General features: G+C 56.3%; 18 protein-coding genes. 4 read left to right on the top strand and 14 right to left on the bottom strand.

Annotation, left to right across the window (positions count from 1 at the left end; genetic code table 11):
* The 9 genes from LIO64_RS08710 to larC form a co-directional block, all read right to left on the bottom strand.
* A complete protein-coding gene (locus LIO64_RS08710) occupies positions 1–933 on the bottom strand; it encodes a hypothetical protein (protein ID WP_290549054.1) in 933 nt (310 codons plus the stop codon).
* A gap of 256 nt (positions 934–1,189) precedes the next feature.
* The gene (locus LIO64_RS08705) at positions 1,190–2,356 is read right to left on the bottom strand and encodes a pyridoxal phosphate-dependent aminotransferase (protein WP_290549053.1); all 1,167 of its coding nucleotides are present in this window, start codon (positions 2,354–2,356) and stop codon (positions 1,190–1,192) included.
* Between the two features lie 168 nt (positions 2,357–2,524).
* Positions 2,525–4,090 carry a murein biosynthesis integral membrane protein MurJ gene (murJ, locus tag LIO64_RS08700; RefSeq protein WP_290549052.1) on the bottom strand — a complete coding sequence of 522 codons (1,566 nt, stop codon included), beginning with the start codon at positions 4,088–4,090 and terminating at the stop codon, positions 2,525–2,527.
* A gap of 13 nt (positions 4,091–4,103) precedes the next feature.
* On the bottom strand, positions 4,104–5,195 hold the full coding sequence (locus tag LIO64_RS08695; RefSeq protein ID WP_290549051.1) for an adenylyltransferase/cytidyltransferase family protein: 1,092 nt from the start codon (positions 5,193–5,195) through the stop codon (positions 4,104–4,106).
* A gap of 476 nt (positions 5,196–5,671) precedes the next feature.
* Entirely contained in the window at positions 5,672–6,313 is a 642-nt protein-coding gene (locus LIO64_RS08690; RefSeq protein WP_290549050.1) for a superoxide dismutase, read from the bottom strand.
* A 219-nt stretch (positions 6,314–6,532) separates the two neighbouring features.
* Positions 6,533–7,993, bottom strand: coding sequence for a family 10 glycosylhydrolase (locus LIO64_RS08685; RefSeq protein WP_290549049.1), 1,461 nt, complete (start codon positions 7,991–7,993; stop codon positions 6,533–6,535).
* A 106-nt stretch (positions 7,994–8,099) separates the two neighbouring features.
* Entirely contained in the window at positions 8,100–8,855 is a 756-nt protein-coding gene (gene larB, locus LIO64_RS08680; protein WP_290549048.1) for a nickel pincer cofactor biosynthesis protein LarB, read from the bottom strand.
* On the bottom strand, positions 8,852–9,667 hold the full coding sequence (larE, locus tag LIO64_RS08675; protein WP_290549047.1) for an ATP-dependent sacrificial sulfur transferase LarE: 816 nt from the start codon (positions 9,665–9,667) through the stop codon (positions 8,852–8,854). The genes larB and larE overlap by 4 nt, the downstream gene beginning before the upstream one ends.
* Entirely contained in the window at positions 9,639–10,859 is a 1,221-nt protein-coding gene (gene larC, locus LIO64_RS08670; RefSeq protein WP_290549046.1) for a nickel pincer cofactor biosynthesis protein LarC, read from the bottom strand. Before larC ends, larE begins: the two co-directional genes overlap by 29 nt.
* Positions 10,860–11,127: 268 nt before the next feature.
* Here larC and LIO64_RS08665 point away from each other — a divergent pair, with 268 nt between their 5' ends.
* Together LIO64_RS08665 and LIO64_RS08660 are read left to right on the top strand one after the other, a co-directional pair.
* Positions 11,128–12,072 carry a polyprenyl synthetase family protein gene (locus LIO64_RS08665; protein ID WP_290549045.1) on the top strand — a complete coding sequence of 315 codons (945 nt, stop codon included), beginning with the start codon at positions 11,128–11,130 and terminating at the stop codon, positions 12,070–12,072.
* A gap of 1,114 nt (positions 12,073–13,186) precedes the next feature.
* A complete protein-coding gene (locus tag LIO64_RS08660) occupies positions 13,187–13,744 on the top strand; it encodes a pentapeptide repeat-containing protein (protein WP_290549044.1) in 558 nt (185 codons plus the stop codon).
* A 106-nt stretch (positions 13,745–13,850) separates the two neighbouring features.
* Here the strand turns inward: LIO64_RS08660 and rsgA are convergent, their stop codons facing one another.
* The 4 genes from rsgA to LIO64_RS08640 all read right to left on the bottom strand — a co-directional run bounded on the left by rsgA (position 13,851) and on the right by LIO64_RS08640 (position 19,459).
* Positions 13,851–14,906: a ribosome small subunit-dependent GTPase A gene (gene rsgA / locus LIO64_RS08655; protein ID WP_290549043.1), complete on the bottom strand. Its 1,056-nt coding sequence runs from the start codon at positions 14,904–14,906 to the stop codon at positions 13,851–13,853.
* Positions 14,903–15,682, bottom strand: coding sequence for a class I SAM-dependent methyltransferase (locus LIO64_RS08650; protein ID WP_290549042.1), 780 nt, complete (start codon positions 15,680–15,682; stop codon positions 14,903–14,905). Before LIO64_RS08650 ends, rsgA begins: the two co-directional genes overlap by 4 nt.
* A 484-nt stretch (positions 15,683–16,166) precedes the next feature.
* Positions 16,167–17,525 carry an MFS transporter gene (locus LIO64_RS08645; protein WP_290549041.1) on the bottom strand — a complete coding sequence of 453 codons (1,359 nt, stop codon included), beginning with the start codon at positions 17,523–17,525 and terminating at the stop codon, positions 16,167–16,169.
* 158 nt (positions 17,526–17,683) lie between these two features.
* Positions 17,684–19,459 carry a SurA N-terminal domain-containing protein gene (locus tag LIO64_RS08640; RefSeq protein WP_290549040.1) on the bottom strand — a complete coding sequence of 592 codons (1,776 nt, stop codon included), beginning with the start codon at positions 19,457–19,459 and terminating at the stop codon, positions 17,684–17,686.
* Between the two features lie 330 nt (positions 19,460–19,789).
* On the opposite strand from LIO64_RS08640, the gene sufT reads away from it, so the two are divergent.
* Together sufT and LIO64_RS08630 are read left to right on the top strand one after the other, a co-directional pair.
* Positions 19,790–20,335 (top strand): putative Fe-S cluster assembly protein SufT, encoded by a 546-nt coding sequence (gene sufT, locus LIO64_RS08635; protein ID WP_290549039.1) that lies wholly within the window; start codon positions 19,790–19,792, stop codon positions 20,333–20,335.
* Between the two features lie 10 nt (positions 20,336–20,345).
* On the top strand, positions 20,346–20,813 hold the full coding sequence (locus LIO64_RS08630) for a hypothetical protein (protein ID WP_290549038.1): 468 nt from the start codon (positions 20,346–20,348) through the stop codon (positions 20,811–20,813).
* Between the two features lie 222 nt (positions 20,814–21,035).
* Here LIO64_RS08630 and LIO64_RS08625 read toward each other — a convergent pair whose 3' ends face one another.
* Positions 21,036–21,794 carry a LamG-like jellyroll fold domain-containing protein gene (locus LIO64_RS08625; RefSeq protein WP_290549037.1) on the bottom strand — a complete coding sequence of 253 codons (759 nt, stop codon included), beginning with the start codon at positions 21,792–21,794 and terminating at the stop codon, positions 21,036–21,038.
* Positions 21,795–21,925: the final 131 nt, after the last annotated feature.

Below are 21,925 nucleotides of genomic sequence, written 5' to 3'. Positions count from 1 at the left end.
TTATTGAGAAGTTGTAGAGTTGACATGCAAGGCATCCCCTGCTGTGCTGCGTGTGACGGTGCATCCGAATATGGTGATGGTGACCTTGATGTTTTTCAATCCCCTGGTGGGAGATTTCTCATCGGTTTCTATGCCGTCTTCATATTTAAAACTGAAATCCTGGGTGCACGTGTCATTGCTGATCTTGCAGTGGTCTTTGCCGTCGGCGCGTATGTACCATCCACAGCTCCATGAAAAGGAGCTGGGAAGCTTCATGTTCTGCAAGTGCTGCAAACGAATATCCTGCTCTTTGTCCCATCTCCATCCAATGGTATCATGACGGTGAATGTTGAAGGCGTTGGGCCTTATCAGCAGTTTTCCCGGGACATGCACGGGAGTGAATCCTTCCGGATCTTCCGCCCGTTCCATGATGGAAATATTGCTGAAGCTGACATTCAGGGGCAGAAAGGTGACAACAAGCTTGGAGGAAGCCCCCGGTCTGTCTTTTTCCTTGTCTTGGGGATGCTCCTTGTCCCGTTCCCCGGAATGCTCTGCGGTGATGTCGGAAGGAACAAGAATGGTGAAAATGGAGGGAGGTCTTGCCGGCAATTCTTCGTCAAGATTGGTTTTTACCCGGATCTTCAGCGTGGTGTTCTGAGTGAGGTCTTTATTGATCGTCAGCGTAGCCTGATTTTTTTCTTGGTCCGATTTCTCGATGGTGGCTACCTTCTCCGGCTCCAGGGACCATTCAATAGAGTCCATATCTATTTCCTTTAATCGCTTGCCGTTCAAGGTTAATATAACCACTTCCCCGATTCCGACTTCGGTACGTTTCTTGTCCTCATCCTGGTCTCCTTTGTCCATGAGACATTGAGGGGAGACTGCTTTAGTTTCCGATTCGATGTACAGGGCGCGGTCATCCGTGGCTGGAATATCTTCTGCATGAGTCAGCACAATCAGGGCATACAGAAGGAGGCCGGAAAAGGAGATGCTGAAGGTGGTAGAGTTCCTGCAGATGAAGGACTTAACGGAAAGAGTATTTATGATAGGCTGTTATGCATTCAAATATCAATGAATTCAAAAATATGTTAGATATGGTGTTTTAATGGCAAAGAAGTGGCATAGTATTTCCCGTTTGCAACAAAAAGAACCGCCCCATGAATGAGGCGATCCTTGAAAAGTGGGAAAATAACTGTAACTGAGTTAGCGCTTAGTGCGCCTTGCAGAATTCTTCAAAGCGGTCCAGTGCTTCCTTCAGAATGTCCAGCGTGGTGCAGTAGCTGATGCGGATGGCCTTGTCATTGCCGAACGCGATGCCGGGGACGGCCGCCACCTTGTAGCGTTCCAGAAGCTTGTCGCACAGATTCAGGGAGGTAAGTCCCAGCTTGCTGGTGTCTACAAAGAAGTAGAAGGCGCCCTGCGGTTCTACGACGCTGACGTTCGGAATGGCGCAAAGGCGGGAGTAGACGTACTGGCGGCGCATGTCGTATTCGTCGCGCATGTCGCTGATGAAGCTCTGGTCTCCCGTGAGGGCCTCAATGCCGCCGTACTGCGCGAAGGTGCAGACGTTGGAGGTGGTGTGGTCCTGAATCATCTGGATGGCCTTGGCAATGGGGGCCGGAGCGGCGGAGTATCCCATGCGCCAGCCTGTCATGGCATAGCCCTTGGAGAAGCCGTTGATGGTGATGGTCAGGTCGTACAATTCCGGGCTAAGGGAGGCGATGCTGACGTGCTTGGTGTCTCCGTACACGAGGTGTTCGTAGATTTCATCAGCCAGGATGAGGATGTCTTCGCTCAGGGCCACTTCGCCCAGGGCGCGCAGTTCCTCTTCGGAATAAACGGCTCCGGTCGGGTTGTTCGGCGTGGTGAGGATCACCATCTTGGTGCGGGGGGTCATGGCTTCCTCAAACTGTTCCGCCGTGAGCTTCCAGCCGTTTTCCTGCGTGGTTTCCACAATGACGGGGATGCCGCCGCACATGCGGACCATTTCCGGGTAGCTGACCCAGTACGGGGCGGGGATGATCACTTCGTCTCCTTCGGAAACGGTAGCCATGATGGCATTGAAGCAGGCGTGCTTGGCGCCGGCGCCCACGGTGATCTGGGTGAAATCGTATTCCAGGTTGTTTTCCCTCTTGAGCTTTTCAGCGATGGCCTGGCGGAGTGCGGGCAAACCGGCGGAAGGCGTGTACTTGGTGGCTCCGTTGTTCAGGGCCGTGATAGCTGCCTGCTTGATGTTTTCAGGGGTGTCCATTTCCGGTTCACCGCCTGCCAAACCGTAAACTTCTTCACCGGCGGCTTTCATGGCCTTGGCCCGGTTAGTCACCTTGAGGGTCAGGGAAGGGGTCAATGCAGCAATGCTGGGGGAAATCATGTCCATTGTGGTGCGATCGTAGATTTTTGAATGCCGGACGGGAAACAGGCTATTTCCCGCACAGGCGGAAAAACTTTACTCACTGAGGGCATTTCTGGCAAGGAGAATGCTTGTGGAAGCCGTTCTTTTTCTTCCGGACGGGGCGCTCCTCCCCGTGAACCTTGGATTCCTTCGTCAGCGTTTCATGAATTTGGCCCGCACAGCGTCAAGTTCCGGCGTTTTCAGCAGGAAAGACGCCGCCAGGTAAACAACCCCGGCACAGCCGCAGACTAGGGAGATGCCGAGTATCCTGGCCGGAAAGGACCAGTTCAGGAAGTCCTGGAGGAACCATGTTTTACCTGCCCAGCAGACGGCTCCCAGCAAGGCTCCCGCTGCCAGAATCCTGCCCAGGCCGGAAACCAGCGTCCGGCCGTCCACGCCGCCCAGCTGGCGGCGCAAGTAGAAAAAGTAGAAGAGGAAGTTGAAGGTGGTGACCACGGAAGTGGTCAGCGCCAGCCATGCCGCATTTTTATGCAGCTCATAGACAAAATAGTAGTTGAGGCCAATGCTGATCGCCAGAGCTACGGCGGCGGCGATCAGGGGAACCCAGCGTTTTTCCAGGGCCAGGAAGACGGGCTGCACCACCTTGGTTCCTGCATAGCCGAGCAGGCCCAGGGAATAGGCTCCAAGCACTTCCCCGGTGTAGCGTACCGCATCCTGGTTGAAGCGGCCCCACTGGTATACGGAGGAAACGAATTCCGTGCCCAGGATATAGAGAATCAGGAAAGCGGGCACGGCAAAAAAGGCCACCAGCCGCAGACCCTTGGCGATATGGGCGGCCACGTCCTTTCTACCGTCGCCCACCATCATGCGGGAAACGGCGGGAAGGACCACCATGCCCGTAGCTACGCCGAAGAGTCCCACGGGCAGCTGCCAGAGGCGGAATGCCGTGGTCAGGGCCGTAACGGAGCCTTTCTGCAGGTCCAGGGCGAAGCCCGTATTGATGAAGATGGTGAATTGCGTGACGCCGGAAGCCAGCACGGAGGGAAGCATCAGCCCCCAGATTTTCCGAACCTTGGGGTCATCCCAATGGAAATCCGGCTTCCAGCGGAAGCCGGTTTTGCGGAGTTTGGGGAGCTGCACGGCAATCTGGGCCGCTCCCCCGATCGTGACGCCGCAGGCAAAGCCGTACAGGGCTCTGGGGCCAAAGGTCGGATCAATGAAATATCCGATCAGCAGCCCGAACAGGATGGAGGTGACGTTAAAGGCGGCAGAGGCCAGCATGGGCAGCCCGAAGACGCCGACCATATTCAGCGCTCCCATGACGAGGGCGGAAAGGGAGGCGAACCCGATGAACGGCCACATGATGCGGCTCAGGTCTGTCGCGAACAGCTGGTCCGTCAGGGAGTGATCCCCGCTGTAAAGGGCCTCCATGACGGGGCCGGCAAACAGAATCCCCAGCGTGACGATGGCGACCATCAGCGTGGAGAGCTGGGTGGCTACCTTGTTGGTCAGATCCCAGGCGGCCGCGTCTCCCTCCGCTTCCCGGGTTTTGGAGGCCACGCTGGTGTAGGACTGGGAAAGGGCTCCTTCCGCAAACAGGTCCCTCAAAAGGTTGGGGATACGGAAGGCCGTATAAAAGGCGTCCATCACGCCTGTGGCTCCGAACAGGGAAGTGTATACGATCTCCCTGGCCATGCCTGTCAGCCGGCAGGCAAGAATGGCGCCGGAGGCTACCAGGCTGTTTCGCATCAGGGACATGAAAAAACGCGGTTTAATTGAACAGTTGACGGCAGTACGGCTCCACCCGCTTCATGGCCGGGTTATCCTTGACGGCCTGGTCGCGGTCGTCCCGGCAGGGGAAGAGGTACAGGGCGTATCCTCCGTAGCCGCCGCCCAGGTACTTTTTGGCAAGCGCATTGGGAATATCCGGCAAAGGCCGCATTCCTTCGTCCAGCTGTACACTGTAATACAGGGCCACCCCTGCGGCCAGGGTGTTGATGTTGCGTTCCAGCACGCCGGTGCGGGCAATCAGGGAAGACTGGGAAATGCGCACGTAGTCGCGCTGTTCGTCCGCCATCTTCGGGGTGTCGTGTTCCTCTCCCGTGTACAGGATGGCCATTCTGCCTTCCAGGAAGTCACCCGTGCCCTTGACGTCCAGCACGGGAGAACTGCCGGAGCGCCATACGCACAGCCCCGTTTCCGCAATGACGGCGGGATCCTGCCAGCCGACGCCCAGGGCGAGTTCGGAAGCAACCGGGTCGCGCCCTTCCAGCATGGCCCATGCGCCGCTGCCTCCCAGTCCGGAACGTTTTTCATACGGCCATTCGCAAAGGGAAACCATGGGAGTGATGGCGCAATTGACCACATAGGAACCTTTTCTGGCGTACCGGGGGACGTCCAGCCAGCCTCCGGCGAAGTCTACCCGGAGCGGCACGGAAGACGGGGCCTTGATACGGTTGACCAGCATGGTGGTGGAAACAGGGGCGAATTTGGGTGGCGTTTTGGGGAGCACCACGTAATTCGCGCCAACGCGGGCGCACAGCTCTTTCTTGATGCTGCTGTAAAGATCGTCCTCCGTCACGGCCAGGATGTCCGGTTTTTCCTGAAGAAATTCCTCTTCAAAATCCAGCCCCTTCTTCATGCCGGTCCCCAGAATGACCTTGTCCACCATGCGCAGGCTTTCCAGCAGGACTTTCTTGTGCTCGTCCGGGATGGAGGGCTTGCGCTGCTTGTGATGCCACAGCACGGGTTCCGAGGCAAAGGAGACAATCAGGTAATCGCCCAGGGCTCGGGCTTCTTCAAAAAACTGGATATGTCCGGCGTGAACGATGTCATAGCAGCCTGAGACGAAAACTTTTTTCATGCGCGTGGAGATAGATAATTAGTCCGCCGCAGTATGCCTTATTACTGCTCCAGATGCAAGAGCGGGCTGGAATCCATGCAAAAAATAGCCTGAATGAAGGGGCTATATATGTTGTTGGCTGGAACTCGGGAAGGCCGGTATCAAAATAGGTTAATCTTTATAATTTATATATGGAAAGGAAAATATCAAAATCTATTTTTCCAAGGATTATTGATAAAACAGGTATTACTGTATTTTTTGATGTAGTGGAAAGACTGGAATATCTTCTGATATCCAAAATATGATAGTGATCAATTTTGCACTATCACTCATATTTTAGGCAAGAGGATTTATAAAAAACAAAAAAAGCCTGATCAGCAGATGCGTGATCATCCTCACACCCAAAGAATGATTGCTGAAAATTAATATAAAACCAGGGCAGGATTAATACAATCCCGCCCTGGTTTTTATAGTTTGAGTGATTTTGAAAATGAATATTACTTCATGGCATCCTGGTAACGGCGTTCTACGTCGTCCCAGTTGATGAGGCGGCAGAAGTCTTCAATGTAGTCGGCCCTGAGGTTCTGGTGCTTCAGGTAATAGGCGTGTTCCCAGACGTCGCAGACGAGGATGGGGACGAGGCCGGGGATTTCCAGGTTCTGGTGCTTTTCAGCGCCGCAGATCACCAGCGTCTTGCTGACGGGATCCACGCCCAGAATACCCCAGCCGGAGCCTTCCACGCCCTGGGAAGCCGCCTTGAATTCTTTCATCATGGCTTCCAGGGAACCGAATTTTTCCTTGATGGCGTCCACCAGCGGACCCTGCGGTTCCTTCTTGGGATCGGGAGTCATGTTGGTCCAGTAAATGGTATGGAGCACGTGGCCGGAGACATTGAAGGACAGGTTGCGCACCCAATTGGTGGTGGCGGAGGCGTCCAGCTTGCCATCCGCAATTTCACGGAGCTTTTCGGCCGCGGCATTCGCGCCGGCGACATAGGCCGCATGGTGCTTGTCATGATGGATGCGCACGGTTTTTTCATCCAGCATGGGTTCAAGGGCATCGTAAGCGTACGGCAGGGGCGGTAATACGTACTTGCCGTCGGCATAGCCGACCGTGGAGGGATTTTGATTCTTAGTCATGTTGTGCTGTGGTTGTATGGATGGCCCTGTTGCCCGGGCCTGGCTGATTGTTCCGAGCGCCGCCAATGAAGAGAGAGCGATGAAATACCTTCTGGTCATGTCCGCGCCATGGGAATTCATGGAAGTTTGGACATGGATGTATTTTGAATCGTTCAAAAAACTTCGGTCATCAGGCATTTTTTTCTTTTTTCACCGGAAGCCTCCGGAAAAGGGACTTTTCTATCTTCTGGCCGCCACCGCCGGGCCCTGGGCTCCGTAGGCGCTGACGCCCCTGACGGCGATGGACGCCGCATCTCCCAGGAAGGATTTGGGCAGCGTCACGCGGGTCTGGTTGCCCGGCAGCAGAATGCGCGTGGCCCACTGGCTGCCGTAGCGCGCCTGGACGGCCCACTTCCGGGAAGGATTGCCGGACGGCTGCCAGGAGAGGGTCACCGTGGAACCGTTGTCCGCCACGTAAAAATTCTGCGGCTGGCCGGGCGCGCCGGTTCCGCACCACGGCATCGCCGGAGGAACGGCCATGGCAGGATACAGCTTGTTCAGGTATTTCTGGATGCCTCCGGCGTTCCTCATGATGGATTTGACGCTCCAGAAGCACTGCCCGGCGGCGGTTCTGGCAAGGGTCCGGGAGTAATTGATCTGAGCGGCGATTTCAGAGGCGGGGCGTCCCGGATCCTCGCTGCTCATGATGCGCGCCGTAGCGATGCCGGGCCATACCGGGCGGCTCGTATTCTGGGCGGCCCACCACTGCATCAGGGCCGGAAAGCTCTGTTTGGCCGGGCTGCAACGCCAGTAGAGCTGCGGAGCCAGGTAATCCACCCATCCTCGGGAGAGCCACTTGCGGGCGTCGCAGGCCAGGTGCTCGTAGGCGTCTACGCCGGCCTCGATGCCTCCGGGCACGCCCGGCCTCCAGATGCCGAACGGGCTGATTCCCACGCGCACCCAGGGTTTGGAAGATTTGACGGATTTGTACATATCGTGCACGAAATCGTCAATATAGGCGCGGCGCTGGGAGGGCGTCTTGCCGTCGCCGAAACTGGCGGGGGACCAGGCGCGGCCGGGCGTGGGGTAGGGGTAGAAATAGTCGTCCAGGTGCACGCCGTCAATATCGTACCGGCGTACGACGTCCAGAATGACCTTCAGCGCGTGGTCACGGGCGGAGGAGGCGCTGGGATTCATGATCAGCACGGAACCGTTGCGCTTCATCAGGTCCGGACGGGTGAGGGAAATATGGTTGCGGCCCACGGCATGCTTGATGTTGGCCTTCGCCCGGAAAGGGTTGAACCATGCGTGCAGTTCAATGCCGCGGCGGTGGGCTTCCTGAATGGCGAAGGCCAGGGGATCATACCCCGGATTGACGCCGGGACCGGAAAGCCACTGGCTCCATGGCTCCAGGGAGGACTGGTACAGGGCGTCCGCGTTCGGCCGCACCTGGAGAAACACGGCGTTCAGTTTCAGCTGGGCGCAGGTATTCAGGATCGTCAGCAGCTCCGCGCGCTGGGCCGCGCCGGAAAGGCCGGAGCGGGAAGGCCAGTCAATATTATGGACGGTGGAAATCCAGGCTGCGCGGAATTCCTGGGGAGCGGGGGGGACGGTTTCTCCGGAAGGCTGCCACCCCAGCGCCTGTGAGGCCAGGGCCACCAGGGAGCAGGAGAGGAAATGGAGAAGAGGAAATCTGGTCATGACGGAATGGTAAGGGATGCTTCCGGGCCATTTAACCCCTATTAGGGGAATCTGTCCATGGCGGATGCCTGCGGTTCCGTCATGGAAAAGCGGCTTCCTGCGGCATTCAGCGGGACCGGGACGCCAGGCTGTTGACCAGGTGGGCGTTGAATCCGGCGCCGAATCCGTTGTCTATGTTGACCACGGAGACGCCGTTGGCGCAGGAATTCATCATGGCAAGCAGGGTGGTTACGCCGCGGAAATTGGCTCCGTAACCCACACTGGTGGGCACGGCAATCACGGGAGCTTTCACCAGCCCGGCCAGGACGCTGGGGAGCGCCCCCTCCATGCCCGCCACGGCTACCAGCACGGTGGCCTGGCGGATGGAATCCAGATGGGAAACCAGGCGGTGCAGTCCCGCCACGCCGCAGTCCCGGTACCGGAGAACCCGGCTGCCCAGGAATTCCGCCGTCAGGGCGGCTTCCTCCGCCACGGACTGGTCTGAGGTGCCCGCGCTGACGATGCCAATGAAACCATCCGTTGGTGGAACGGGCCGCGGGATAATGCGCATGAGGCGCGCTTCCGGGTGCATGTCCGCTTCCGGGAAAGCCTGGGCCAGGTGGTCCAGCGCATCTGCGTTCAGGCGCGTGGCGAGCACGTTCTGTCCGGCGGCCAGCAGGCTGCGGGTTATTTCTTCAATCTGGTCCGGGGTTTTTCCCGCCCCGTAAATCACTTCCGGGCATCCGGTGCGCTCCAGGCGGTCATAATCAATGTCCGTATGGGAAGACGCGGGCGCGAGGGCGTTCCTGATCCTTTCCGCCGCTTCCTCCGTGGAAAGGCGGCCTTCCTCAAGCTGGTGCAGGATGGCGGTAATGTCATTCATGATGGTTCATTCATGCTTCCTCTGGAATATCCTTCCAGGTCCAGGGCAATGTGGCGGAAGCCCAGTTCGCGCAGGCGATGCGCCACAGGGGCGGCAAGCTCCCTGTTCAGGAACAAAAGGCGTTCCTTTTCCGGAAGTTCAATGCGTGCCAGGTCTTCCCCGTGGACCCGGACGCGGCAGCCTTTCAAGCCCAGGGAGCGGAGAAAGGTTTCCGCCGTATCCACGCGTTTCAGCATGGCTTCCGTCACGGGGCGGTTGTGCTCCAGCCGGGTGAGCAGGCAGGCATAGGCCGGCTTGCCGCTGATGGATTCCGGCAGACCCAGTTCACGGGCCAGCCGGCGGATGTCCGCTTTGTCCATGGAGGCTTCCAGAAAGGGGCTGACGATGCCGAGTTCCTGCAAGGCTTTGCGTCCAGGGCGGTAATCGCTCAGGTCGTCCATGTTGGAGCCGTCCGCCAGCAGGGGGAAGCCCTCTTCCGCAGCCCTGGCTTTCAGGGCGGAAAACAGGGCGTGTTTGCACAGGTAGCAGCGCAGGGGCGGGTTGTCTGCAATGGAGGCCGGGATGGGGAAGGAAAGTTTTTCCTGCCGTACGCCCAGGCGGCGGCAAAGCTCCGCGCTGTCCCGCATTTCCTCCTCCATCACGTAAGGCGTTTGTGCAGTCAGGGCCAGGCAATGCTCCGCCCCCAGAATGTCGGCGGCAGCGGCCAGCAGCACGCTGCTGTCCAGGCCGCCGGACAGGGCTATGGCGATGCGTTCCCCGCGGAGCAGGACGGCGCGCAGCCGTTCAAACGGAATCTGTGGGAGCGTCGTCATGGGAAGGATTGGGGAAAAGCCCCATCAACTGGCACTGTTCCAGCGGAAGCCCGGTGGTTTCCGCCAGAGTCCGGCAATCTTCAAATTCAGCCTTCCTGTGATGGGGGCGCCCGTTCATGAAAGAGGTTTTTACATGGACTGTGCCATGGGGCGTGCATACGGGTGCGCTTTCCCGGCGCAGGATGTGGCGGCAGGTGTCATGCTGGCGGATGCCCGGCGTGCTGCTGTGCAGGAAAAACGCCTCCCGGACGCCATCCGCCTGTTCCGGAAGACACAGGGCGCAGACCTTGGCCGCCAGTCGGCCCTTTTTCATGCAGATGGATTCCTGCCATGCATCCAGCGCCCCGGCCTCCATCAGCTTTTCCGCCAGGTAGGCGGTCTGTTCCGGCGTCATGTCGTCTATGTTGGCGCACAGCTCCGTCAGCAGCTCCGGGGAAGGGGCCTCGTCCTCCGTTTCCACCAGCATGACCCGGAGAATATTCGGCAGGGGGAGCCCCTGGCGGTGGCCTATGCCATAGCCGGTTCCGGTAATGCGGCCGGACAGCGGGGATGGGACGGGCTGGGCCATGGCTGCCACGTAAGCGGCTCCGGTGGGAGTGGTTGCTTCATGGGAAGTTCCGTTCAGGGTGGCCTGGAAATGGCGCGCCAGCAGAGCCGTGGCGGGCGCCGGAACGGGCATCGTCCCGTGCTGGCAGGTGACGGTTCCGGAACCCAGCTCCACGGGGCCGGTGAAAATGGCGTCCACCCGGAGCATTTCCAGGCAGATGGCGGCCCCCGTGATGTCAATGATGGAATCCACCGCACCCACTTCATGAAAGTGGACTTCCTCCGGAGTGGTGCCGTGCACCCGGGCTTCCGCCTCCGCCAGCAGGGAGAAAATGGACAGGGCCGTCCGCTTAACGGTATCTGAAAGGCCGCTTGTTTCAATCAGTCTGCGTATGTCCGCCATGGTCCGGTGGTGGTGTGCATGGCCATGGGCGGCATGGGCTTCCTCCGGCGTCAGCACGTCAACCCGCGTTCCCTGGATGCCGGATTGCTGCGCCTGGCGGCATTCCAGCTTCCATTCCCCATGCACGTGCAATTTGGACAGCTCCCGTTCCAGGATTTCCCGGTCCACGCCCAAATCAATCAGGGCGCCCAGATTCATGTCTCCGCTGATGCCTGCGCTGCAATCGTAGACCAAGACTCTCATGATGAACCAGTGTAGAAGGAAAACATCCCGGCTCAAGGTCAAAGTGAGCCTTATCTCCGGAGGGTCGCCAGCGCCCGGCGGCACGGGTTTGGCAAAATTCCCTGCGGCCATGCAACGATGACCTGTGAAATACATTGCTAGAGAACTTCAAATATGCCACAATTGTTCCGGCGCTGACCAGTGCCGGCTCTCGTTTTATATCATGTCCATCCCGTTCTTTTCGAAATTACGATCCCAGAAACACTATCTTCAACTGGTAAAGCCTGAATTGAAGCAAGTTTCTGAGTTTGTGGAAGCCCAGGCATCCTGTTTTGACCCGGAAGTAACCGATTACATGGAAACAGTGTGCCAGTCCAAGGGGAAAATGCTCCGGCCAGCCCTCGTTCTGCTGGTAGCCGGGGCTACGGGCGGCATCAAGCCGGCCCATATCCGGCTGGGCGCTCTGCTGGAAATGGTGCATCTGGCCTCCCTCGTGCATGATGACGTGATTGACGAGGCCGACAAGCGCCGTGACGAGGCCACCGCCAACGCCCTGTGGGGCAATAGCCTGGCCGTGCTGCTGGGGGACGTCCTCTTTTCCCATGCCATGGTGCTGGGTACGGAATTCGGCAGCACGGAATTCTGCCGCAGGCTGGCGAACACCGTCCGGGACGTATGCCAGGGAGAGGTGGCCCAGTCCAGCCGTCTGTATGACCTAAGCATGACCCGGGAGGAATACTTTGAAATCATCCGGAAAAAAACCGCTTCCCTGTTCTCTGCAGCCACGGGTGGGGCGGGCTGGATATCCGGAGTGGCTCCGGAAGTGGAGGAATCACTTTACCAGCTGGGTGACCTGCTGGGGGTGGCCTACCAGATTTACGACGACTGCCTGGACATGGTGGGAGATGAGGATGACGCCGGCAAGACGCTCCACACGGACGCCACCAAGGGCAAATTGACCCTTCCCATTTTCAACCTGTTGGAATGCGGGGACAGGAACGTGGAAGCTACGCTGAGGGACGCCATTGAAAACCGTGAAGTGGTGGATTATTCCTCCTTCCAGGACAATCCTGTCTTTGCGGAGGCCCTGGACAAGGCGATCCAGGTGGCTCTGGAAAAAAATGAGGCCGCCCGTGAAATCCTGTGGCTCCTTCCCCAGACGGAATACCGTGAAGCCCTGGCGGAGATGACCTTTTACATGGACGAGCTGCTCAACGATTGCAGGATTTCCTGAGGCGGCCAATTGATTTGCCGGGTGTGCAGAAATGGCTACCCGTCTATTGTTGTCGTGCGTCTTGTTTGCCTTATCCGGTATCTTGATGGCGCAAGACCCCGGTGAACCTCTTTTCGTTCCCGAGTCGGTCAGCGTGAATCCGGACGCCCGGTCCAGAAATCCCTTTTCTGAAAAGGAATTTTTAATGGAGGGAATAATGACCTGGAAACTCAATGCTCCCTGGAGGGCAGTGAGGACGATGCCCGAGGGAAAGCTGAGGCTGGCGGGGAGGGATGGAAAGATTTCGCCTTGCAGCGTCAGAATCGTGTGGCCTTCGGATGACGGCTCCGGAAAAAATGAGGCTTTCCGTTCTTCACTGTGCCATCTTGCATTTGGAGTGCCGCCGGAGGTGGGATCCGGGGAGGGATACCGGCTGACCGGGGAAATTGCGGTGACCGTTTCCCGTACTATCAAGGAAACCAGTGCTGTTCCCCTGGATTTGAAAAAAGGGGCTGAAGCTGTGGTGAAAGAAGGCGTGGTGCTCAGGGTTCGGGATACATGGCCGTGCCGGCGGAAAATGTATGTGTGGGAACGTCTGAAGAAAAAAATGGCCGGCAGGAAAGCGGTGCGGAAGGAACCGGAGAAGATGGTTGCTCTCTGGCAGCCGGATCATATGGGGATCAAGGACGTGTGGTTTACAGATGCTGAGGGCGCGGCTGTTCCTTTCCGGTGCCGGGGCACCTCATGTTTTGGGGGCGACAGGGACAATCAGGAATGGTTTTATCTTTTCCCCCGGAGCGTCAGGCGGGTATATGTGCATGCGCGGATGTGGGATGATTTGCAGACCGTAAAGGTTCCGGTTGATTTTCCGGTTCAAATCAGGGAGCGAAAGAAAGCGGACTAATGTCTTCGGGGAAGTATCAACATATTTCTTGCCTTTATTTCCGGGAATATTCTGCTATTCATGAAGCTTCGGAAGCTTGCTTGAGAGATAATCAAAGCGGTTTCCGGGAAAATCCATGGCCATGCGTGCATCCCCTTGAGCTGTAAGGGAACAAAGGAAATATTCCGTGATGGAGAGCATGCGCCAGGAATATTGGAATAAATACGGACCGGTAATCCGGCTGGAAATGATATGACTGAAAAAGAGACTTTTGAAAAGGTGGATTTCAAGGAAATGGAACTGGATGATGAATACAATGATTGTGTGTTTATCGCGTGTGATTTTTCAGGAAAGGCCATCCAGAATACTGATTTTGACCAGTGCGAATTCAGGACGTGTAACTTTGCATTGGCCAGGTTCAGGACGGCTCTCAGGGACAGTACCTTTGCCGATTGCAAAATGACTGGGGCGGATTTTACGGAAATAGACAGGTTTTCAAACGGACTGGTCTTTGAAAACTCGCATCTTGATTACGCCAGCTTTGTGGGAGCCAGGTTACGGAAAACCGTTTTCCGTGGCTGTAAAATGGATGAAGGATATTTTGATAACGCCGATCTGGCGGAATCCGTTTTTGACCGCTGTGACCTGAAACGGGCTTCTTTCGTCGGAACCAATTTGGAAAAGGCTGATTTTTCCACTTCTTTCAACTTTTCGATCAATCCCGCCATGTGCAAGCTGAAAAAGGCGGTCTTTTCCCGGCATGGGCTGGAGGGGCTGCTCGCCCATCTGGACATAGACATCAGGGAATAGGATCGCGGGTGCGGTTTAAAAGGGATATTGGTTTGACCGCTGTTGCGGCTAAAACAAGAGTGCAGGCATTCCCGTTTCAGGAATGCCTGCACCGTTTCCATGGAAGCTAGAATTTGGGTTTCCGCTTCTTCACTTCCTCTACGAGTTTGGAAAGGGATTTTCCCTTTTTGCGCTTTTCATGTTCCGACGTGGAAAAGTATTCCGCTTCCCGCCGCAGCTTCAGGTAGCTTTCATAAACCTCACGGTCCAGCAGGCCGGTGTTCACCGCTTCCAGGACGGCGCAGCCGGGTTCATGGATATGCCCGCAATCCTTGAAACGGCATGCCGCCGCCAAGTCGGAAATATCCAGTGCTTCTGCAAGAGAACCGGGCTGCCCGATCGCCAGGCCGAATTCCCGGACGCCCGGAGTGTCTATTAAAACGCCCGAACCGTCCATCAATACCATTTCCCGGCGGGTGGACGTGTGCCGTCCCTTGCCCGTGGACGAGCTTATGGGTGACGTGGACAGGACCGGTTTTCCACACAGCGCATTCACCAGGGAACTTTTCCCGACGCCTGAAGAACCGACAAACACCACCGTTTCTCCTTCCGGGATGGACTCCCGCAGCCGGAGAATCGTCTGGGGTTCATGAATGCTTGTAAAAAATACAGGCATCCGGCGGCCCAGGTGTTTGATCTGTTCTTCAATGACCTGCCTGTCAAACCCTAGATCGGCCTTGTTCAGCACCAGTACGGGTTTGATCCCCTCCACCAATATCTGAACCATGAAACGCTCGGCTTTGCGGATATTGAAATGATCATCAAGGCTCTGGACAATGAATGCCTTGTCCACGTAAGAGGCGATGGCCTGCCTGTCGGAAACCGTTCCGCTTTTCTTGCGGTACAAGGTCCGTTCATGGGGCAATATATCCACGATGAGCCCTTTCGTTTCATCGAAGGGCTGGAAAATCACCCAGTCGCCCGTGCAGGGCAGTTCAAAGGCTGATTTTTCGTACATCAGGTTTCCCCTTAATTCGCACTGGAACACTCCGTTTTCGGCAACGATTTCATAACACGTCCTGTGCACGATGGCGATGCGGCCATGGGGCAGGGCGCTGTACGTTGATTCCCGTTTAAGCCGACTTAACTTGTCATTCCAGCCGTAAGTATTTAAATGAATCATTGTTCCGTTTTTTTTGCGATGTAAAATACATAGCCGTAAAATTCCTTGTACCTGCGGTATAATTCCTCTTCATGGCGCAGGAAGGCGATGAATTCTGCGGCGGCTTCATTTCCCGGATACTGATGAAGGAACATTTCTTGAACTGGAAGCTGTGGGGCGTAGTAATGCTCCGTCCAGCAGCTTTCCGGCAGAATGAAGGAGGCGACAGGCACGTACCCGGCCCTCTGTATCTGGGCTATCTTATTGGGTACTGTGTCTATCTCCGGATACATGTCCATCCAGAAGCGGTGAATCTCTTCCGGCCGTTCCGCGGTAAACCAGGAACTTTCGGAAATGGCCAGGTAGCCTCCCGGTTTCAGGAACTTGCGCCATTCGTTCAGCCCCCGTTCAAAGCCGATGTTATAAATGGCCCCTTCCGACCAGATCAGGTCCAGTTCTTCTTCTGCAAAAGGGAGCTTGTCCATGGAGCCGACGATGCCTTTTACCCTGTCCTGCAAGCCTGACTGCATTGCCTGACGGTTGAAGATGCGGATGAAATCCGGGAACAGATCAAGCCCTGTAATGCTTCCCTGAACGTGCGCGGCAAGCGTCCTGGTCTGTCCGCCCGTGCCGCAGCCTAGGTCGGCGATTCGGGATTGTCCGGTCAGATTGTCAATGAAGCCGAGGGCATTGAGGGTGGCCTCCGGGCTGCCGGGGCCCTGCCGTTCCAGGCGGGAGAAATAGTCGCAGATGAAATTGAAATCGAATTCGTGAATTGTTTTGTTTTTGTTGTTCATTACATTAGTAAATGTTGGATGCCATGAGGGCACAATGGCGCCATCATCGCGGCAGATGGATTAACGTTGAAATTCCATTATACGGAACTTCTTCCCGGAAGGGATAATCCGGGAGCAAACAAAAGGGGACAACCGCTACGAAAAGTACCGGTTGTTTACAAGACCGAGGCCGATTTAAATGAAGTATTAAACATGAAGCAAAGATAGATCGTCTTGTGCCGGACTGGAAACGCGCAGCCGATAAGATTGTTTTGTAAGCAGCTTTTCCGGTACGGCAGGGAACAGGGGCAAAACCCCGTTCGCCTCATATCTTCTCTGTAATTTGTATTTCCAATACTTTCCCGAAAGTATGCCCGCGGACAGGATGGGCGGGCCGTGCCTGTATTTCGCACGGTCCGGTTATCTTCTTCAAGACATTATTGCGTCCGCTGTTCTCCGGAGCCGGAAAAAAAACGTCATTTGCCGCGTGCCGGTGATACTTCCTTTACTCAGTTTTTCCGTACCTGCGCGCCCGGAAGGAGTAGGCCACCGCCACCACGGCGGCGAGCACGGCGTACAGGATGAAGCGGTCCGTGGAAATGGCGTTGGCGGTCTCTCCGTTGGACAGGAAAAAGGTGATGGCGGCCACCAGCATGTTGCCCGCAAAGATAGTGAGGTTCCAGAAGCTGGTGATAACGCTTTTCAAATGCGCCGGGGCCTGCGTGTAGGCGAATTCAAGGCCGGTGGTGCTGACCAGGATCTCGGAGACGGTAAGCACGCAATAGGGGATCAGCTGCCATGCGATGGACATGGAAGCGCCTCCTTCCAGCCTGTATTGCAGGAAGGCCACAATCAGGAACGTGACGGCGCTCAGGGCAAGACCCGTTCCGAGGCGCACCAGAGGACGGGCCAGGGTTACCACTTTCGGATAAACGAAAACGGTAATCAGGGGGATGAACATCATCACGAAAACGGGATTGGCGGCCTGGATCTCTTCAGGACCGATGGACCATGTGCCGCCGCCCGGCAGGGGAATGGGAAGCGGAATCATCTTGTTGCCCTGGGCCACCCAGGAGGAGGCCGTCTGGTCGAAAATGGACCAGAAGGGAATAATGAAGGCGAAAATGGAAAGGATTTTCAGGATGTGCCTGGTATCCTCCACAGCGGCTGTGCCGCATCGCTGTTGAGCACTGTTCCAGCCCCCGTGGAACAGGACGGTGAAGAGCACTTTCCAGAAACCGGGTCGGCCACTGTTCCGGGCAGGCGGCGTTCTGTGGTATTTCCTGCGGCCCAGCCAGAAGACGAAGGTGGCGATGCCCATGAAAATGCCGGGAACGGCAAACGCCCAGCTGTAGCCGTAATGCTGTTCCATGGCCGGAATGACCAGGAAGGAGAAAAAGGACCCCAGGTTGATGGCCCAGTAAAAGGCATTGAAGGCCTTGGTCATCAGCTGCGGGGACTTGTCCGGAATCTGGTCCCCCATGAAGGCGGATACGCAGGGCTTGATGCCTCCGGCCCCCAGGGCAATGATGAAGAGCCCCGTCATCAGGATGTAACGGCGCGCTTCAATGGTATGGAAGAGGTCCGCCGTTGCCAGGACTCCGTGCCCTACGCAGTAAAGCAGGGAAATATAAAGAATGGTCTTGTACCGTCCCCATACCTTGTCTGCCAGCCACGCGCCCGCCAGGGGGAGCAGGTAAACCATCCCCACGAAAACGTGGAGGGTGGCGGTGGCCCAGTTTTCGCTCATCAGCAGATGGCCGGTCATGTACAGCATGAGGATGGACTTCATGCCGTAGAAGCTGAAACGTTCGCAGGCTTCCGTTCCGATAATGTACCTGGATTGGGCAGGGAGGGCGCTCATGGAGGAAAAGGGCGTTGGTCAGGGATGGTTGAAAAAAGGGCAATAAAAATGATGGCCCCGGAGCGGGGCCATCATGGGAAAGGCGCTTTGGCGGCATTCCGTCCCTGTGCGGGAAAACACGGGGGGAATGACAGTTGTCATGGAAAAAGGGAGGGATTTTAGCGTTCCTGGTTCAGGATGGGAGCGATTTCCACCTTGTACTGGGCGATGCATGCCTTCAGCCAGTCCAGCATGATCATGGATTTGGCTTCCGCGGTCAGGGCCGGGGCAACTTCCTGGGTAGCCTTGATCTGGAATTCCGGCGTATCCTCCAGTTCCCGCTTGACCAGCTGGGTCAGCAGAATGCCGTCTCCCGTGTTGATGGGCTGGGCCATTTGGCCGGGGTTGACAACGCTGGATGCCGCAAACACTTGTGCCGGAGCAGGGAGTTCCTTGGGGGGGGCCAGGCGGGAATTCAAGGCCTGGTCCAGCCGGGCCTGAAACTCTTCAGAAGTTTTGGCGTTCTGCCGGATAACGTTTTCCAGAATGGTGTCCGGGTTGATGAAGGGGCCATAGGCAGCGGTCTTGGCTCCCGCTTTTCCGGCGATGGCGTTGAACTGTTCCACGGGTTTCTCGGCCTTCTGCAGCTGGGCGTTGAGTTCCGCGGCAGCCTTGTTCATGGATTCCACGGTCATGCTTTCCAGCAGGTCGGCGCGGGCGCTGTTGCGGGCGGTTTCATAGGGCAGGGCCTTCACCGGAGTAATGCCTTCCAGCCGGACCAGGACCACCTGGCCGTTTTCCAGAACCTGCATGGTGCTGATTTGTTCGGCTCCCGTCTTGGCGCGCGCTTCTTCGATGGCCTTGGAGTCTGCATCTGCATGCAGGGCGGGGGCACCCGCCAGGGAGAAGGTCACGTCCAGCAGGGTGGCGCTGCGTCCGTCGGAAGCGGACTGGTTGATCGGCTGGTTGATTTCCTGGGGAGCATTTTTGCGCGTCACGGCCGCATAGGATTTCTTCTCCATCTTGCAGATGCCGGGAGTCTTGGCCATGGCTTCGCTGATGACCTGGTCCATGTTCCTGCCGTTGGTGGCGTTCAGCGGTTCCCAGATATCGTTTTCCACCAGGTTCATGGTTTCCATGGTGGCGTTGGAAATGTCGCCGGGCTTGGGCGCCTGGGGGTTTCCTTCCGGAGTGAAGGTGTAAACGGTGAAGAAACGGGCTTCCTCATTCTTGTAATTTTCCTTGTGCTTGTCCCAGAAGGTTTTGATTTCCTCTTCTCCCGGGTCCGTCTTGGGGCGGAAGGCATTCTTTTCCAGGAAGGCGGTATTGATCGTAATTTGCTGGCTCTGGGATTCGGCCACGGCTTCGGAAAAGCCGGATTCTACGGAAATGCCGCCGGTCAGCACATCCTTGATGCGCACCAGACTGATCGTATCTTCCATCAGGCCGCGCAGAAGTTCCTCCTGCATCTTCTTGCCCATATTGCCGCGCATAGAAATGAAATTATCGTACTTCTGGGGGTCAAAGACGCCCTTTTCATCCTGGAATTCGGGAATGTTGCAGATGGCTTCGTCGATTTCCGCCGTATTGGGTGTCAGGCCCAGGCGGGAGGCCTCCCTGCGGATGATGCCGCGGTAGGCCAGGAACGCTGCGTTGGGATTATTCGTTTTCAGCAGATGGCAGAGTTCGCGCAGATTGTCTTCCGAGCTGAAATTGTCCTGAAGCAGGGGCCCGAACGTGGAAGGGAAGGAAAGAGCTACGGACAGGCCGGTTTTGCCCATGCTGTTATAATCCTTTTCTCCGTAAGACTTGCCGTCCACGGAAACGAAGGTTTGCTTGAACATGCCGGTTATGGAGCCGCCGCTTACGTCCCCGCCGATGAACATGAGGCCCACAAACACCAGGGCCATGGCTGCCATGATGACGATTGTATGTTTACGTAAGTAATCTAACATGGAATGTTTAGTTGAAAATGCGCGTGTGATCGGTCCCGAACTGACGGCAGCCTGGACAGCCCGGACTTTTTACACCTTTTCCCGCCACTAGGCAAGAACGAAGCTTTCCGTGTCCGGCTGCGTTTCCAAAACATTGCGGCATGCTCATTCCTGTCATGAAGAGCGTTTCCGGTGAGAGCAGAACAGTTTTTGACCTCGACGATGGTGAAAATACCCCTTATGTTGCTCCTGCGCGGAAGGTTCCGGACGCCATGGGGGGGATTTAGCCCCGTGGTATGGATCCTTCCGTCGTTCGTCCGTAGCCGGATGTTCCTTTAATCACAAGGATTTATGCTAAACCAGGTAGTAGAACTCAAAAGAGAAGTGACGGCGGTCCAGATCCCCAGCGGGGATGTGCTCACCCTGCCGGAGGGGGAACGCGTGTATATCACCCAGATACTGGGCGGTTCCTATACCGTGGCTACGGATCATGGTCTGGCCCGCATCTCCAGGGAGAATGCGGACGCCCTGGGCGCGGAAGCGGCGGAAGCCTCTCCGGAGACGTCTGAGCTGGATGAAAACGCCACGCTTGAAGAACGCGTCTGGGATACGCTGAAGTGCGTGTACGATCCGGAAATTCCCGTGGACATCGTCAACCTTGGCCTGATTTATGACGTGACCGTGATTGAGCTGGAAAACGGACTGCATCACGTGGCGGTTAAAATGACCCTGACTGCGCCCGGCTGCGGGATGGGCCCCCATCTGGTGATGGAGGCCAAGGACCGCATTGAAGCGCTGGAAGGCGTGGAAGCCGCGGATGTGGAAATGGTTTGGGACCCGCCCTGGAATCAGGAAATGGTCAGTGAGGAAGGTAAAATGAAACTTGGATTAATCTGATTCCATGCCGGTGACGTTGAGATTATCCGATGAGGAGGCGCGCGATCTGGCGGAAATGCTCTCTACAGCTGCCACGGTAGCCACTTCCAACCAGCAGGACGGGGCGGAAGCGCGCTTGGCTGCATGGGGGAAACTGGTTTCCCGCCTGATGGAGGAACTTTCCGCCACTCCGCGGCTGAAAGGCTGTATTGCCTATGCGGAAGATCTGGGAGGATACGCCTTCACCCGGGAATATGAGGAAAACGCTTTTTTTCAGGACTGCCTGGACGAATACCGGGACAACATTTTCTGGGCGGACCTGGTGACGCGCATGGCGGACAAGGCTATCAGCGAACACTTGGGACCGGAATATTTTGAAAACATGCCGGAGGAAGAGCGCCGCCGCACCGCGGAGGCCCTGGAAAAATCCCTGTGGCAGGAATGCGCCAGATACGGGATTGACCGTCTGGGGTTCATTCTTCCGCCGTCCGACGGTTAGAAGGAATCCTGTTCAGGGGAGAATCCGGCAGTGGGAAGCGTTTTTGAATGCCGGCAGGGTTGGATTTGTATATGGATGGGGAGGGCAACGCTTGGCAATGAAAGGCACGCGGTGCCTGCACTTGGGAGGGACATTAAATTATTTCTAGTCATTCTCATAAAAATATCCCCTTTAGCGCATTTTTATACGCTAAAGGGGATATGAAGAGATGAATAAATGGGATCAACCAATGCGCCGCCGACGCACCATCAGGACAGACAGTCCCAGCAAGCTTAATGTGGCGGTAGTTGGTTCGGGAACAATCAAATCCCCTGCAGTACCACCGGAAACCAAATGATTGATTTCCTGTTCATTCAGTGTTCTGTTCCAGATGGCCAGGTCATCATAATTGGCATCTGCCGCTCTTCCGCTGTCCCCCCATTTGCTGGAAAGCTGGAAGTTGGACAGCGTCGTGCTCTCATCCGGAGTGAATGCAATGCTTGCCTTGATTCCATTGATATACAAAGTCAGGTTGGTTCCGTCTGAAGTAATGACGATATTTCCCCAGTCCGCTCCCTTGAGGGCACTATTGGTATCATTGCCCGTCTGGATGGTGTGGGAACCGCTGGAATACAAGGCAATCTTGTTGCCAGCTCCGGAATTGGTGGTTTGGAGATCAAAAGTTTCACTACCCAGTGTAAAACCGAGCATATTCCGGTAATCCGCAGTTAAAGCGGAAACCTTGAGACTGATGGTGAATGAGTTTGCTTTGATTCCCGCCCCTGAAAGAGTATTGTAAAAGTCAATGCGGGAAGAACCGCTGTTGGAGGAAATATAGCCGCTGTCATCAATGCCACCGGTAGCGTGTTGGTTGGCGGCTCCGATTCCGGTGTTGATGGAAGCATTCATTCCTGTTGCCGTTTTGTAATCGGTCGAACCGTTGTTGAAGTCCCAATAAAAGGCCAGTCCTTCCTGAAGGGAGCCGGGCTGGGGATTGATCACGGTAGCAGCTTGGGCGGAAAGTGCTCCGCTTAAAGTTAATAAAATAAAAGATAATGTTTTACGCATAACATGAAAAATAAGGTTAAATTAATATCAGGAACGTAAAGAAAGTATGGCGGATTAGGAATCCG

Origin of the sequence: Akkermansia sp. (genome assembly GCF_020860705.1) — a bacterium.
GTDB lineage: Bacteria > Verrucomicrobiota > Verrucomicrobiia > Verrucomicrobiales > Akkermansiaceae > Akkermansia.
The sequence above is the reverse complement of the archived record's forward strand: the minus strand, read 5'-3'. Positions and strand labels throughout refer to the sequence as shown.